Source organism: Microbulbifer litoralis (assembly GCF_023634065.1).
Taxonomy (GTDB): domain Bacteria; phylum Pseudomonadota; class Gammaproteobacteria; order Pseudomonadales; family Cellvibrionaceae; genus Microbulbifer; species Microbulbifer litoralis.
Genome location: NZ_JALKCV010000006.1, coordinates 153292 through 167914, shown reverse-complemented (window position 1 = coordinate 167914; position 14623 = coordinate 153292). Strand labels below are relative to the sequence as shown.

General features: G+C 66.9%; 13 protein-coding genes. 10 read left to right on the top strand and 3 right to left on the bottom strand.

Going from position 1 to position 14623, the window contains the following annotated elements; genetic code table 11:
• Positions 1-100 precede the first annotated feature (100 nt).
• The gene (locus tag MWN76_RS11365) at positions 101-637 is read left to right on the top strand and encodes a PadR family transcriptional regulator (RefSeq protein WP_284500401.1); all 537 of its coding nucleotides are present in this window, start codon (positions 101-103) and stop codon (positions 635-637) included.
• Positions 638-834: 197 nt separating this feature from the next.
• Here the strand turns inward: MWN76_RS11365 and MWN76_RS11360 are convergent, their stop codons facing one another.
• On the bottom strand, positions 835-1980 hold the full coding sequence (locus MWN76_RS11360) for a beta-ketoacyl-ACP synthase III (protein WP_250461533.1): 1146 nt from the start codon (positions 1978-1980) through the stop codon (positions 835-837).
• 165 nt (positions 1981-2145) lie between these two features.
• Complete coding sequence (locus tag MWN76_RS11355) at positions 2146-2853, bottom strand: ComFC family protein (RefSeq protein ID WP_250461532.1); 708 nt, start codon at positions 2851-2853, stop codon at positions 2146-2148.
• A gap of 63 nt (positions 2854-2916) precedes the next feature.
• Here MWN76_RS11355 and bioB point away from each other — a divergent pair, with 63 nt between their 5' ends.
• Genes bioB through bioC form a run of 3 tightly spaced genes read left to right on the top strand, consistent with a single transcriptional unit; the run spans position 2917 to position 6769 of the window.
• Positions 2917-4005 (top strand): biotin synthase BioB, encoded by a 1089-nt coding sequence (bioB, locus tag MWN76_RS11350; protein ID WP_345780072.1) that lies wholly within the window; start codon positions 2917-2919, stop codon positions 4003-4005.
• A complete protein-coding gene (bioF, locus tag MWN76_RS11345) occupies positions 4002-5195 on the top strand; it encodes an 8-amino-7-oxononanoate synthase (protein ID WP_250461531.1) in 1194 nt (397 codons plus the stop codon). The genes bioB and bioF overlap by 4 nt, the downstream gene beginning before the upstream one ends.
• Complete coding sequence (gene bioC, locus MWN76_RS11340) at positions 5195-6769, top strand: malonyl-ACP O-methyltransferase BioC (RefSeq protein WP_250461607.1); 1575 nt, start codon at positions 5195-5197, stop codon at positions 6767-6769. The genes bioF and bioC overlap by 1 nt, the downstream gene beginning before the upstream one ends.
• A 112-nt stretch (positions 6770-6881) precedes the next feature.
• Here bioC and MWN76_RS11335 read toward each other — a convergent pair whose 3' ends face one another.
• The gene (locus MWN76_RS11335) at positions 6882-7367 is read right to left on the bottom strand and encodes a L,D-transpeptidase family protein (RefSeq protein WP_250461530.1); all 486 of its coding nucleotides are present in this window, start codon (positions 7365-7367) and stop codon (positions 6882-6884) included.
• A 245-nt stretch (positions 7368-7612) separates the two neighbouring features.
• Between MWN76_RS11335 and bioD the strand changes: the two genes are divergently transcribed.
• From bioD to MWN76_RS11305, 6 genes are all read left to right on the top strand, one after another.
• The gene (bioD, locus tag MWN76_RS11330; protein ID WP_250461606.1) at positions 7613-8302 is read left to right on the top strand and encodes a dethiobiotin synthase; all 690 of its coding nucleotides are present in this window, start codon (positions 7613-7615) and stop codon (positions 8300-8302) included.
• Between the two features lie 188 nt (positions 8303-8490).
• Positions 8491-10272 (top strand): acyl-CoA dehydrogenase C-terminal domain-containing protein, encoded by a 1782-nt coding sequence (locus MWN76_RS11325; protein ID WP_250461529.1) that lies wholly within the window; start codon positions 8491-8493, stop codon positions 10270-10272.
• Between the two features lie 217 nt (positions 10273-10489).
• Positions 10490-10693 (top strand): DUF3094 family protein, encoded by a 204-nt coding sequence (locus MWN76_RS11320; RefSeq protein ID WP_250461528.1) that lies wholly within the window; start codon positions 10490-10492, stop codon positions 10691-10693.
• A gap of 127 nt (positions 10694-10820) precedes the next feature.
• Positions 10821-11939 (top strand): AI-2E family transporter, encoded by a 1119-nt coding sequence (locus MWN76_RS11315; protein WP_250461527.1) that lies wholly within the window; start codon positions 10821-10823, stop codon positions 11937-11939.
• Entirely contained in the window at positions 11936-13477 is a 1542-nt protein-coding gene (locus MWN76_RS11310; protein ID WP_250461526.1) for a TolC family protein, read from the top strand. Before MWN76_RS11315 ends, MWN76_RS11310 begins: the two co-directional genes overlap by 4 nt.
• Positions 13474-14619, top strand: a complete 1146-nt coding sequence (locus MWN76_RS11305) for an HlyD family secretion protein (RefSeq protein WP_250461525.1) — start codon at positions 13474-13476, stop codon at positions 14617-14619. The genes MWN76_RS11310 and MWN76_RS11305 overlap by 4 nt, the downstream gene beginning before the upstream one ends.
• Positions 14620-14623 lie beyond the last annotated feature (4 nt).

Below are 14623 nucleotides of genomic sequence, written 5' to 3'. Positions count from 1 at the left end.
AAGTCTGCACCGGCTGAGGATGGGCAACGTCCTTATTGCCGGTTAACATGGCCGCGATATGAAACTCTTTGCATAACCGTTGCCGATCCATGGAGGCCGAATGTCCCTGCGCTATGCCGTTCTCACCCTGCTGGATATCGAGCCCGGCAGCGGCTACGACCTGAAACGCAGGTTCGAGCGCAGCGTGTCCCACTTCTGGAGCGCCAGCCACCAGCAGATGTACCGGGAACTGCACAAACTGCACGACGAGGGGCTGCTGGATTGCACCGAACAGGCCCAGGCCGGCAAGCCGGACAAGAAGATCTACTCTCTCACCGATAGCGGCCGCGCCGCGCTGGCGGACTGGGTGCGGCGGCCGGCGCCGGCGCAGAAGATCCGCGAGCCCTTCCTGATCCAACTGTTCGCCGGCCACCATCTGGAAAACGACCAGGCGCGGGCGTTGGTGCGGAAGCAGCTGGACGAGCACCGGGCGCTGCTGGCGAGCTATGTGGAACAGAACGAGCGGGTGCTGAACAGCGACCCGGCCCTGCAGGAACGCTACTGGCTGGCACACCAGACGCTGTTGCTGGGTATCGAGGCGGAGCAGACCTGGATTCAGTGGGCGGAGAAGCTGTTGCGGGAGCTGGACCAGCGCTAAGCCGCGTGCGCTTTGTGCCGGAGCGACAGCCGCGACCCACACCCCCCATCCGCCAAGCCTGCCGAGATCGGGGAGGTGGTGGCCGGATATTTCGCATCGCTTTCGCACTGCTGCGCTTCGCCTGGATCCTGCGCTGCCGCGTTGAGCGCAGCGGGGGTGGGCCGGATATCCAGGCCTGTCCCCGCAGGCGGTAGGGATCAGGGGTGGAACTTCTCCACCACCAGGCTGCCGATCGAGTAGCCGGCGCCGAAGGAGCAGATGACACCGCGGTCCCCGGGCTGCAGGTCGTCGCTGTGCAGGTTGAAGGCGATCACCGAGCCGGCGCTGGCGGTATTGGCATAGCGATCCAGTACCACCGGTGCGCGCTCCTCGCTGGCGTCGTCGCCCATCAGTTTCCTGATGATCAGGTTGTTCATGTTGAGGTTGGCCTGGTGCAGCCAGTAGCGGCGCACCCCGCCCGGTTCGACGCCGGTTGCGCGCACGTGCTCCTCGATATGTGCCGCGGCCATGGGACACACTTCCTTGAACACCTTGCGGCCGTTCTGGCGAAACAGCTTGCCGGCGCCGAACGGATCCACATCCGCGGCGCGGGCGGTGTAGCCGAAATTCGAGCGGATATTGCTGGAAAAGACGGTCTTCGCCCGCGTGCCGAGAATCTCCCAGGCGCTGTCCGCACGGCAGGTCTCGCGCCGCTCGATGACGCTGGCCACGGCCACGTCGCCGAAGATGAAGTGGCTGTCGCGATCGGTGTAGTCCACCTGCGGCGAGGCCAGTTCCGGGTTGACCACCAGCACCGCGCCGGCGGAGCCCGCCGCGACCGCGTCCACCGCGCGCTGCATCGAGAAGGTGGCCGAGGAACAGGCCACTTCCATATCGAAGGCGAAGCCATCGATACCCAGCGCATGCTGGATCTCGATGGCGATGGCCGGGTAGGCGCGCTGCAGGTAGGAGGCGCCGACGATCACCGTGTCTATTTCCTCCGGCCGTTTGTTGGCTTTCTCCAGTGCCAGCTTCGCCGCCTTCAGGCCCATTTCCGCCTGTACGGAGAGTTCGTCGTCGGCGCGCTCGGGGATGTAGGGGCGCATGCGGTCCGGGTCCAAAATGCCCTCGCGGCTCAGCACATAGCGGCTCTTGATACCGGAGGCCTTCTCGATGAACTCGGCCGAGGACAGCGGCTTGGCCGCCAGCTCGCCGGCCTCGATTTCACCGGCGTGCTCGCGGTTGTAGCGCTCCGCCCAGGTGTTGTACGAATCCACCAGTTCCTCGTTGCCAATGGCTTCCGGTGGTGTCCACAGGCCGGTGCCGCTGATTGCGATACCGCGCGGCAGTTTGTATTCACTCATCGCTGAATCCTTGGCTCGCGGCAGAGTTGGAGCGGGTGCGAGCGACTCTTCTCTAGTTAAACGTTAGCAGCGCCGGCCCGACCAAAACGGCCGTACCAGGCAGGCAAAGGGCGGCTATTGTGACGGGATTGCCGATTCCGGTCTATGTACTGTGGGGACGGGATGTTATGGCGTTCTGGCCAGTGCATAGGTGCTGATTCGCCAGGCGCCGGCCTCGAGCAGCGCGCGAGAGGCGGCCTCCAGCGTCGCGCCGGTGGTGATGACATCGTCCACCAGGCCGATATGCAGGCCCCGCACCGGTTGCCGCACGTCGAAGCTGCGAATCAGGTTGCGCAGCCGCCGGGCGCGGGTCAGCGTCTGCTGGCTGGCGCCGGCACCCCGCTTGCGCAGTAATCGCGCCGCCACCGGAATGCGCCACTGGCGTCCGAACTCCGCCGCGATCAGCTGCGCCTGGTTGAAGCCGCGTTTGAACAGGAATTTGCGCCAATGCAGTGGGATCGGCACCAGCAGGTCGGGCCTGTCCGCCATCGGCTCCAGGCGCGCGGCCGCCAGCCGCGCCAGGCTGTGGCCGGCGACCAGGTCACCGCGATACTTGAAGCGCTGCACCAGCTGGCCGATGGGGAAAGCGTAGTGCCAGGCGGCGCGGGCGCTGGCGAAGGCCGGCGGATGCTGCAGACAGCGCGGGCACTGGCGCCCGGACTGGGATGGCGACGGGGGCAGCGGCAGGGCACAGCACTCGCAGGCGCTGTGCAGGTGCGGCAGTTCGGCCCGGCAGCCGTCGCAGAGGCCGCTGGAATGCATGCAACTGTCGCCACACAGCAGGCAGCGCACCAGGCTGCGTGACAAAAACTGCGAAAACAGTCTGTAAACCATTACCCGGCTTCCCGGTTGACAGTGGTCCGGCCCCGGCTACACTGGCCGCTTTACGGAACAATAATGATCGGGAGATTAAGCCCAGTGACCGCCAACCGGCAAATGCCCACCGCACAGATACGCCACGACTGGACCCGCCAGCAGGTCCTGGACCTGTTCGCGCTGCCGTTCAACGACCTGCTGTTCACTGCCCAGCAGGTGCACCGCTCGCATTTCGATGCCAACCGGGTGCAGGTCAGCACCCTCTGCTCGATCAAGACCGGTGCCTGCCCGGAGGACTGCGCCTACTGCCCGCAGAGCGCCCGCTACGACACCGGCCTGGAGCGGGAGCAGTTGATGAAGGTGGAAAAGGTGCTGGAGGAGGCCCGCGCGGCCAGGGCCGGCGGCGCCACGCGTTTCTGCATGGGCGCCGCCTGGCGCTCGCCGAAGAAAAAGGACATGCCCTACGTCACGCAGATGGTGCGCGAGGTCAAGGCGCTGGGGCTGGAGACCTGCATGACCCTGGGCATGCTGAAGGACGAGCAGGCGCGGGAGCTGGCCGAAGCGGGGCTCGACTACTACAACCACAACCTGGACACCTCCCCCGAATACTACGGCGAGATCATCACCACCCGCACTTACCGGGACCGGCTGGAAACCCTGCAGCGGGTGCGCGACGCGGGCATGAAGGTCTGCGCCGGCGGCATTGTCGGCATGGGCGAGGGCGAGAAAGACCGCGCCGGCCTGCTGATGCAGTTGGCCAACCTGCCGGAGCACCCGGAATCGGTGCCGATCAATATGCTGGTGAAGGTGGCCGGCACGCCGCTGGAAAGCGAGAAGGACCTGGACCCGTTCGAGTTTATCCGCTGCATCGCCGTGGCCCGCATCATGATGCCGGGATCCCATGTGCGCCTGTCCGCCGGTCGCGAAGAGATGAGTGACGAGATGCAGTCGCTGGCCTTCCTCGCCGGCGCCAACTCGATTTTCTACGGCGAGAAACTGCTGACCACCGCCAACCCGGAAACCAACAAGGACATGCAGCTGTTCAGCCGCCTGGGGATCCAGCCGGAGGAATACCAGCAGTACGCCGACGACGCCGAAGTGGAAGCGGACCTGGCAGCGCAGGTCAGTGAACAGCAGAACGACCCCTTCTTCTACGACGCGGCAAAATGAACCTGCAAACCACGCTGCGCCGGCGCCTTGCTCGGCGCCGCGAGCGCGATCTGTACCGCGAGCTGAAGACCCTGGCCGCGGCGCCGGGACCGGTGGCGCAGGTGGACGGTCGCGAGCTGATCGCCTTCAGCAGCAACGACTACCTGGGCCTGGCCACCCACCCGGCCGTGATCGCCGCCCAGCAGGCCGGTGCCGAGCTCGGTGCCGGTGCCACCGCCTCCCACCTGGTCAACGGCCACCTGCAGATTCACGAAAAACTGCAGGACAAAATTGCCGAGGCGACCGGGCGCGAGGCGGCACTGGTATTTTCCAGCGGCTATATGGCCAATGTCGGCACCATCGGCGCGCTGGTCGGCCGCGGCGACACCGTGATCTCCGACAAACTCAACCACGCCTCGCTGATCGATGGCGCGCGCCTGTGCGGCGCCGCCAGCCTGCGCTTTGCCCACAGCGACCTGGGCGCGCTCGAACGGCAGTTGCAGCGGGCGGCGAAATCGGACGGCAATATCCTGGTCGCCGTCGACGGCGTCTACAGCATGGACGGCGACTGCGCGCCGCTGGCGGAAATCGCCGCGCTGTGCCGCCACTACGATGCCTGGCTGATGGTGGACGAGGCCCACGGCTTCGGTGTCATGGGCAGCGAGCGATTGCCCATTGCCGGCAGCGTTGCCGCCGCGGGGCTGGCTCAGGATGACGCACCGGTAATGATGGGCACGCTGGGCAAGGCGGTCGGCAACGCCGGCGCCTTTATAGCCGGCTCGCGGGCGCTGATCGACTACCTGGTGCAGTTTGCGCGGCCCTATATCTACACCACCGGCATGCCGCCGGCGGTTGCCGCCGGCAGCCTGGCGGCGATCGAACGGATGCAGCGCGAGCCGCGGCACCGCGAGCGCCTGGCCGATAATATCCGTTATTTGCGCGACCGCGCGGCGCAGCTCGCCCTGCCGCTGGCGGAGTCCGCCAGCGCTATCCAGCCGCTGCTGCTGGGCTGTGAGAAAACCGTCATGGCAGTCGCCGCCGCATTGCAGCAACGCGGTTTCCTGGTGGGCGCGATACGCCCGCCGACGGTGCCGGGCGGTACCGCGCGACTGCGTATCACCCTGAGCGCCGCGCACAGCCAGGACCAGATCAATGGCCTGCTCGAGGCACTGGCGGAAGCCCTGCGCGCGCAGCGGGCGGTGGGCGCGTGATGCGGGTGGAACACCTGGTGCTGCTGCACGGCTGGGGCGGCGACGCGCGTATCTGGCAGCCGCTGCTCGACTGCGGCGATTTCGATCGGCCGGTAACCTGTCTGGAGCTGCCGGGTTTTGGAGACAACCGCCAGGCCTGGCCGGGAGATGACTCACTGCTGCAGAGTCTCTACAGGCAGTTGCCGCACAACTGCCTGTTGATAGGGCACTCGCTCGGCGGCATGCTCGCTGCGCGGCTGGCAGCATTGCCGGGGCAGGAAAAAATAGCCGGGCTGATCACCATCGCCGCCAACGGCAGTTTTGTACAGCGCGGCGACTGGCCGGGCATGAATCCGCAGGTGTTTGCGGATTTTCGCGAGTCGATGCGCAGTGAACCGCAACAAACCCGGGAAAAATTCTGCGGCCTGCAGGCCCGCGGCGACAGCGCCATGCGCCCGCTGCTGAAGCAGCTGAAAAGCTGGCGACCGCGGGAGATCGGCGATCAGTGGCTGGACGCTCTCGACTGCCTCGGTCATCTCGATAACCGGAACCTGTTGGGGCAATTGGAAATACCGTCGCTGCATCTGCTCGGCGAGCGCGATGCGCTGGTCCCGGCGGCCGCGGCAGCGAAAATGCGCGCAGCGGGCGCGCAGGTCGAGATTTTACCCGGTTGCGGTCACGCGCCGCAGGTTTCGCGACCGGAACGGGTTGCGGCGTTGCTCCGCGGCCTTGTGGCGGGCCTGCGGCCCGCAAGCGGAGCTGGAGCTCCGCGCTCCCGGGAGGTCCCATTCAGCAAATCTGCCGTGGCCCGCTCCTTCGGCCGCGCCGCCGCCAGCTACGACGATGCCGCTCACCTGCAGCGGGCCGTCTGCCGCCAATTGTTGGCCGAACTCGACGGCGCGCCCGCGCCGAGCACCATTCTCGACCTGGGCAGCGGCACGGGCTACGGCAGTGAACTATTGCGCAGGTGCTTTCCACAGGCGCGGATCATCGCGCTGGACCTGGCCGAGGGCATGTTGCGCTATGCGCGCGCAGAGCGCCCGGCGGCGGATTTTCATATTGCCGCCGACGCGGAACAGCTGCCGCTCGCGGATGGCAGTGTGGAGCTGGTGTTTTCCAGCCTGGCGCTGCAGTGGTGCTACCGGCTGCCGCAGCTTTTCGGCGAGTTGCAGCGGGTACTGGCCGACGGCGGCCACTGCCTGGTATCTAGCCTCGGTCCCGGCACCCTGCGGGAGCTGAAACACAGTTGGGCGCGGGTGGACAACTGTGTGCACGTAAACCGTTTCCTGCCCCTGCACGAATGGCAGCGCGCCGCCGCCGACAGCGGCCTGCCGGGCCGGGTGCAGCGCGAAGAGCGGGTACTGCATTTCGACGGTGTGCGACAACTGATGCGGGAACTGAAAAGCATCGGCGCGCACAACGTGAATCGCGATGCGGGCAAGGGGCTGTCCGGCCGGGAAAAACTGCGACGCCTGGCTGACGCCTATGAGGAATGGCGATCGCCGGCGGGGCTGCCGGCGAGTTACGAGGTGATCTACCTGAAGCTGGCAAAAGCCGCTACAGGGAGTGGCAGGGTGCGCCGTGCGCACCGTTGATAGGGCCTTCTGGTTCGGCTTCGGAACTCTTTTTCGGCATTGATCGGCCGGTGCGCACGGCGCACCCTACTGAGAGTCCCGAGTCCCGAGTCCCGAGTCCCGAGTCCCGGCCTCACGGATAGATATCGATCGGTGTCGGTGTCTTCACCATCGCCCAGATCTCGTCCATCTCGCGGTTGGTCACGGCGATACAGCCATCGGTCCAGTTCATTTTCTGCAGGTAGGTCTCCATGCCTTTCCACTGCGGCTTGATGCCGTGGATCATGATGGCACCGCCGGGATCGACGCCCCGGCGCGCGGCGCGCGCGCGGTCGCGCTTGTTGGGGTAGGAGATATGGATCGAACGGTAGAAGCGGCTGTTGGGGTTCTTCCAGTCGAGGTAGTAGCGTCCCTCCGGCGTCCGCTCGTCGCCCTGTTGCATCTTGTGGCCTTTCGGGTTTTCCCCGAAAACCACCTTGTAACTCTTGACCACGCGCTCGTCGCGAATCAATTGCATCAGGCCTTTGGATTTATACACGACCACATGGTCGACGGGTTTGATGGTGGCGGAGGCGAACAGAGGCGCCAGCATCAGCAGGGCAAATGTCAGGTATCTCATGGTCTTGGCAAGCTGGTTTCGTTTTCAGTTATTCCGTAAAACGGCGGCCTCCGTGCTCCCGCAGTCTCGCCCAACGGAAATTTGTGGCGCAATGCGGTGACAGCGTTGTCCTCTGCTGTTTCTAGGCAGTCATCCTAAAGCCCTACAGAAAGAAGGGGGTTGAGCGGATGAAAATTGCACTGTTTGGGTAATTTATCACCAATATGATGACGTTTAAAGGGGCGTCAACAAAAAACCGGAGATCGATCGTGAAGAGCTATTTTGTCGCCGGCACCGACACCGAAGTCGGCAAGACCCATGTGACCGCCGCACTGCTGGCAAGTGCCGCGCAGCGCGGCCTCACGACGGCGGCCGTGAAGCCGGTGGCCTCCGGCTGCGAGGAGACGGCGGACGGCCTGCGCAACGCCGACGCGCTGCTGTTGCAGCGGGCGATGACGCTGGAGTTGCCCTACCAGCAGGTCAACCCGATCGCACTGGAACCCGCCATTGCCCCGCATATCGCGGCGATGGAGGCGGGCAGGCGGCTGGATGTATCCCGCATGGCGGGCGTCTGCCGCGGCGTCATGTCTGCCGGCGCCGACCTGGTATTGATCGAGGGCGCCGGTGGCTGGCGCACGCCGCTTGGACCGCGCACTTTCCTGTCGCAGCTGCCGCGGGAGCTGGATATTCCGGTGATCCTGGTGGTGGGCATGCAACTGGGCTGCATCAACCACGCGCTGCTGACCGCCGAGGCCGTCCACCGCGACGGCCTGGCGCTGGCCGGCTGGGTGGCGAACTTCCGTTCTCCCGTTCCAATGTCGCGCCCGGATGAGAACCTGGCCACCCTGAAAACCCTGTTGCCCGCGCCGCTGCTGGGCGTGCTGCCGTTCGACCCGCAGGCCGACTACCGCAGCGCCGCCGCCCACCTGGACCCGACGCCACTGTTGCCCGGGTGATTCCGGATTCCGCTGCGCTCCATCCGGGCTACAACAACCTGTAGCCCGCCGGGGTGCCGCGCGCATCGCGTAGCCACCCCACATGAAAAAGCCGAATACGCCCCCGGTCGCCGCTCCCAGTTGACAATCCCCGCGTCCGCGCCTAGATTCAAACAACCGTTTGAAACGCTTGAATGAGGACCGGGAGCATGGCCGAGTACAAGGCACCACTGCGGGAGATGAACTTCCTGCTGCACGAAGTATTTGCTGCGGACGAACTCTGGGCGCGCCTGCCCGGGCTGGACGGCGCCGTGGACCGCGAGACCGCGGACGCGATCCTGGAAGAGATGGCCAAGCTGGCCGCCAATACCCTGGATCCGATCAACCGCTCCGGCGACGAGGAGGGCTGTCACTGGAACGACGGTGAGGTCACCACGCCAAAAGGCTTTCCCGAAGCCTACGCCACCTTCTGCGAGGGCGGCTGGGGCGCGCTGCTGGGCAACCCCGAATACGGCGGCATGGGCATGCCGAAGATGCTCGGTGCGCAGGTGGAAGAGATGATCACCGCGGCGAATATCTCCTTTGCGCTCTACCCGATCCTGACCGCCGGCGCCTGCCTGGCGATCGACGCCCACGCCAGCGAGGCACTCAAGGAGCGCTACCTGCCGAAGATGTACGAGGGCACCTGGGCCGGCGCCATGGACCTGACCGAGCCCCACGCCGGCACCGACCTGGGCATCATCCGCACCAGGGCGGAACCGCAGGACGACGGTAGCTACCGCATCACCGGCAGCAAGATCTTCATCACCGGCGGCGACCACGACCTGTCCGAGAACATCATTCACCTGGTGTTGGCCAAGCTGCCGGACGCACCCCCGGGCCCAAAGGGCATCTCCCTGTTTATCGTGCCCAAGTACCTGGTGAACGAGGATGGCAGCCTCGGCGAGCGCAACGCGGTCAATTGCGGCTCCATCGAACACAAGATGGGCATCAAGGCCTCCGCCACCTGCGCGATGAATTTCGATGGCGCCAAGGGCTGGCTGGTGGGTGAGGAAAACAAGGGCCTCGCCGCCATGTTCACGATGATGAACTACGAGCGCCTGGGCGTGGGTATCCAGGGTCTGGGCGCCTCCGAGCGCAGCTATCAGAACGCGCTGGAATACGCCCGCGAGCGGGTGCAGAGCCGCTCACCGGCGGGCGCGCAGCAACCGGACAAGAGCGCCGACCCGATCATCGTGCACCCGGACGTGCGCCGCATGTTGCTGACCCAGAAGGCGCTGATTGGCGGCGGCCGGGCGCTGTCCACCTACGTGGCGCAGTGGCTGGATATCGCCAAGTTCGGCGAGGGCGAGGAGCAGAAAAACGCCGAAGGCATGGTCGCGCTGCTCACTCCAGTCGCCAAGGCCTTCTTCACCGACAAGGGCCTGGACTGCACCGTGATCGGCCAGCAGGTGTTCGGCGGCCACGGCTATATCCGCGAGTGGGGCCAGGAACAGCTGGTGCGCGACGTGCGTATCACCCAGATCTACGAGGGCACCAATGGCATCCAGGCGCTGGACCTGGTGGGCCGCAAGACGGTCGCCAACGGCGGCGCCCTGTTCGAGCTGTTTGCCGCCGACGTGCAGGCATTTATCGACAGTGAGGTCGACCGCGAGGAGATGGCGGAATTCGTGCAGCCGCTGGCGGCCGAGCTGCAGCGCCTGCGCGAGGCGACGGACAAGGTGCTGGCCGCGGCCAAGGAAGACCCGCACGCGCCCGGCGCCGCCTCAGTCGAGTACCTGCACCTGTTCGGCACCGTGGCCTACGCCTTCATGTGGGCCAGGATCGCCTCGGTCGCGCTGCCGAAAACCGGCGGGGACGACTTCTACAGGGGCCAGCTCAAGACCGCGCGCTTCTACTTCGCGCGCCTGCTGCCCCAGGCGCGGGCCCTGGCCGCCAGCGTCAACGCCGGCAGTGCCACGCTGATGGATATCGAGGAAGAGCTCTTCTGACCCTCTCCCGCGTGCTCTCCCGCATTGCGAGAGCGCGCGCGGGGTGGGAATCCCGGATTCCGCTTCGCTCCATCCAGGCTACAGTCTGAAGATTCGGCGGGCCGGTTCCCACCGGACAAATTCGATCTGCCGATCGGGCCCCGCAGCGCGGGGCTTTTTTGTATCCGGCCTTTCTCCTACACTCGTGGCAAACAATAACCAGCCAGCTGCCGCCACCATGTCCGACAAGCCCGACGACACCCCCGCAAAGAAACTCTCCGACGAAGACCAGGCCAGGGTCGAAAGCTACCTGCACAGCGGCGTCAACGACGTGGAGCGCAAACCGTTCCGGCCCTGGCTGCTGCTGGCGGTGATCGTCGGCGTGCTCACCCTGCTGTCGCTGGTCAGCGTACTGATCGCGCGTACCAAAGGCGTGGTCTGACAGCCGCAGTCGGGGGCTGCTGCACGCCCGCGACCAAGTTCGCCATCGACCGGCTGCTATAATTCCTGCCGCAAGCGGGCCGTGCCGGGGAGCGGATCTCCCGCCCGCCGAACAGGGAGTTCAGTGCATGGACGCGCCCGAAAACAATCAACGCGCCTTCAGCCCCAATGCCTTCGTCGATATCGCCGTGCGCCTGGCCGTGTTTGCGCTGCTGGCGTGGCTGGCCGCGCGCGCCTTTGCGCCCTTTCTTGTGCTGATGGCCTGGGCGCTGGTGCTGGCCGTATCCCTGTATCCGCTCAACCGCAGGCTGGCCGCCGCGCTGGCAACGTCCAAGGGCCGTGCCGCTACACTGCTGGTACTGTTGATGTTGCTGTTGCTCGGCGCGCCCACCCTGTTGCTCGGTATCTCCTTTGTCGACCATGCGCTGGAACTCTATCGCGGCTTGTCCGAGGGCCGCGTCGTTTTGCCGCCACCGAATCCCGCGCTGGAGGAGTGGCCGCTGGTCGGCGACCGGTTGTACGCCGCCTGGCAGGCGGCCGCCGCCGATTTCGATAAGTTTGCCGGCAATTACCAACCGCAACTGCACGAACTCTCGCGCGGTGCGGCCGCCGCGGTGGGCGGCACCATGGCCAGGCTGCTGGCCTTCGTCGGCGCCTTCATCGTCGCCGGTATCATGCTGGCCTACGCCGCGCCCGGCGAGGAATCCTCGCGGCGTATCTTCAGCCGCATCTGCGGTCCGGCGTTCGGACCGCAGCTGCTCGAACTGTCCGTCGCCACGGTGCGCTCGGTCACGGCCGGGGTGATCGGCGTGGCCTTTATCCAGGCGGTGTTGCTGGGGGTGGGTTTCCTGCTCGGCGGTGTGCCGGCGGCCGGTCTGCTGGCACTGGTGGCGCTGCTGCTGGGCATCGCCCAGGTCCCGGCGATACTGCTCGTCATTCCCGTGCTGGCCTGGCTGTGGATGGAGGGGGAGGCTTCCACCGGCGCCAATACACTGGTCACCGGCTACCTGCTGCTGGCCGGGCTGGCGGACAATGTGCTCAAGCCGCTGCTGCTGGGGCGCGGCCTGGCCGTGCCCATGCCGGTGGTGCTGCTGGGCGCCATCGGCGGCATGATCTCCGCCGGCCTGATCGGCCTGTTCGTCGGCGCCGTCGCCCTCGCGCTGGCCTACCGGATTTTCCGCGCCTGGGTGTACGCGATGGAGCCGGAGCGCCCGTCCGATACGGGCCCGGACGCGAACGCCGGATGATCCGGGCGGCCGTCCGTCCCGGCGCACGCCCGCTGGCGCCGGCGCTGCTGGTGAGCGCGGTGGCCTGCGCGCCGCTGGGGCCCGACTTCAGCGAGCCGCATATCGACTGGCTGGCGGCCTGGCAGCCGGATCTGTATGGCCAGGTTGCCCCGGACCCGCAGGCGGATGACATCGGCCGCTGGTGGCGGCGCTTTGGCGACCCGGTGCTGGCGGGCCTGATCGAACAGGCGCGGCGGGAGAATCCCGGGCTGCGTATCGCCGGCCTGCGCATTCTCGAGAGCCGCGCTGCGCTCGGCATCGCCGTCGGCCTGAAATACCCGCAACTGCAGCAGATCAACGCGGCCGGGGCCTACGTCTCCGAATATATCGACGGCGGCCCCGACGACGGCCATCGGGAATTCCGCACCGGCGATATCGCCTTCGACATTCAGTGGGAAATGGATTTCTGGGGCCGCTTCCGCCGCGGCATCGAATCGGCCGATGCGGCTTTCTTCGCCTCCGTTGCCAACCAGCGCGACGTGCAGGTGCTGCTGGCGGCGCAGGTGGCGACGCTCTACTACGGCTACAAGACCACGCTGCAGCGCATCGCCATAGCGCGCGACAATGTCGCGGTGCAGCAGCGCAGCCTGGAGATCACGCGCAAGCTGTTCGAGAGCGGCCAGGAATCCGAGCTAGACCTGCAGCAGGCGCGCACCCAGTACCTCGCCACCCTGGCCATCATCCCCGCGCTGCAGCTGGAACTGACCCGGCAGCGCAACGCGCTCTGCGCACTGTTGGGGCGGGCGCCGGGGGAGCTGCCGGAACTGGCGGGGATCGATGGCAGCCTGCCGCCGGCGGACCGCATCGCGCTGCCGGAGATGCCGGCGAACCTGCTGCTGCGGCGACCGGACGTGCGCGCGGCGGCCTGGCAGGCGGCGGCGCAATCGGCGCAGGTGGGGGTGGCCATGACGGATCTCTACCCGGCCATTTCGCTGTTCGGCACGGTGGGCTGGGCCGGCAACAGCCTCGATGAAGTGGGCGATGTGTCGAGCCTGGTGGCGGGGCCGGCGCTGAGCTGGAACATCTTCAGCTACGGGCGCCTGGAAAACAATGTACGGGTCCAGGACGCGCGCCTGCAGCAGGCGCTGGAAAACTTCCAGGCCAGGGTCCTGGACGCCGCCCGCGAGATAGACGATGCCGCCAGCCGCATGGCGCGGACCGCGGCCCGCCAGCGGATCCTCGACGAATCCCTGGCGGCGGCGGAACGCTCGCTGGAGATCGCCAGCCGCCGCTACCGGGAGGGCTACTCGGATTTCCAGCGGGTACTGGACGCCCAGGCGGCACTGTTTGCCCAGTCCGATCAGGCGGTGATCAACCGCGGCGACCATGTGGCGGCCGTGATCGACCTGTACAAGTCACTGGGCGGCGGCTGGCGGGCGGCGACCATCGACGGGATTATCCCGCCCGCGATGCGCCGCCGCATGCGCGAGCGCACCGACTGGGGCGGGCTGCTGGACGCGCCCCTGCCGGCCGGGCCGGAACGGAGAGCTGAGCCGTGAGCGAGGTCGACGAGCGAGCCGGCGCCGCGCCGGCCGGGCCGCTGGAGAGCGCCGAAACCGAATCGCGCGTCGCGGTGGCGCGCGGCGTGAAGATCCTGCTGGCGGTGATCCTGGCCTCGCTCTGCTGGTCCCTGCTGGCGGACCGCTTCACCCCCTACACCTCCCAGGCGCGGGTGCAGGGCTATGTGGTGGGTGTTGCGCCGGAGGTCGCCGGTGTGGTCACCCACGTCTGGGTCGATAACAACCAGTCGGTGAAGGCCGGCGAGAAACTGTTCGCCGTCGACCGCGCCCGCTACCAACTGGCACTGCAGAGCGCGCGCGCCAACCTCGACAACACCTGGCAGCAGGTGGCGGCCGGGGACGCGGCGGTGGAGCGGGAGCGCGCCAATTTGCGCGCCGCGCTCGCCGGCCTGCAGGAGGCGCAGCAGGATTACACGCGGCTCACGGCCCTGTGGCGGGACGACCCGGGCACGATTTCCGAGCGCCGCCTGGAAAACTCCCACGCCGGCCTGGAGCAGGCGCGCGCCCGGGTCGCGGCGGCGGAAGCGGCCATCGTACAGGCCATCGAACAGAAGGGCGGTAATGGCGAGGGCGCCAACACCCTGCTGCAACTGGCCCGCGCCGAGGTCGACCGGGCGCAACTGGATCTCGATAACACCACCGTGCTGGCGCAGTCCGATGGCGTCATCACCGACCTGCGCACCGAGGTCGGCCAGTACGCCGGCGCCGGCAGCCCGGTACTGACGCTGATCGCATTCGAGGACCTGTGGATCAGCGCCGACTACACGGAAAACAACCTGGGCCGCCTGCGCCGCGGCACGCCGGTGGAGATACTGCTGGACGCACTGCCGGGGCAGGTGCTGCGGGGGCGGGTGCGCGATATCGGTATCGGTGTCAGCGCCGGCCGCGCGCCACCGCCCGGTACCCTGCCGGACGTGGACAACAACCGCGACTGGCTGCGCCGGGCACAGCGGTTTCCGGTGCGGGTCGAGTTCAGCTCGCCGCCACCGCCGGAAGTGCTGCGCCAGTTGCGCGTCGGTGGCCAGGCCTCGGTGATTGCCTACAGCGACGACGACGGCCTGTTGCGGCTGCTGGGCAAACTGTATATCCGCGTGCTCAGTTACCTGTCCTACGCATACTGACGGG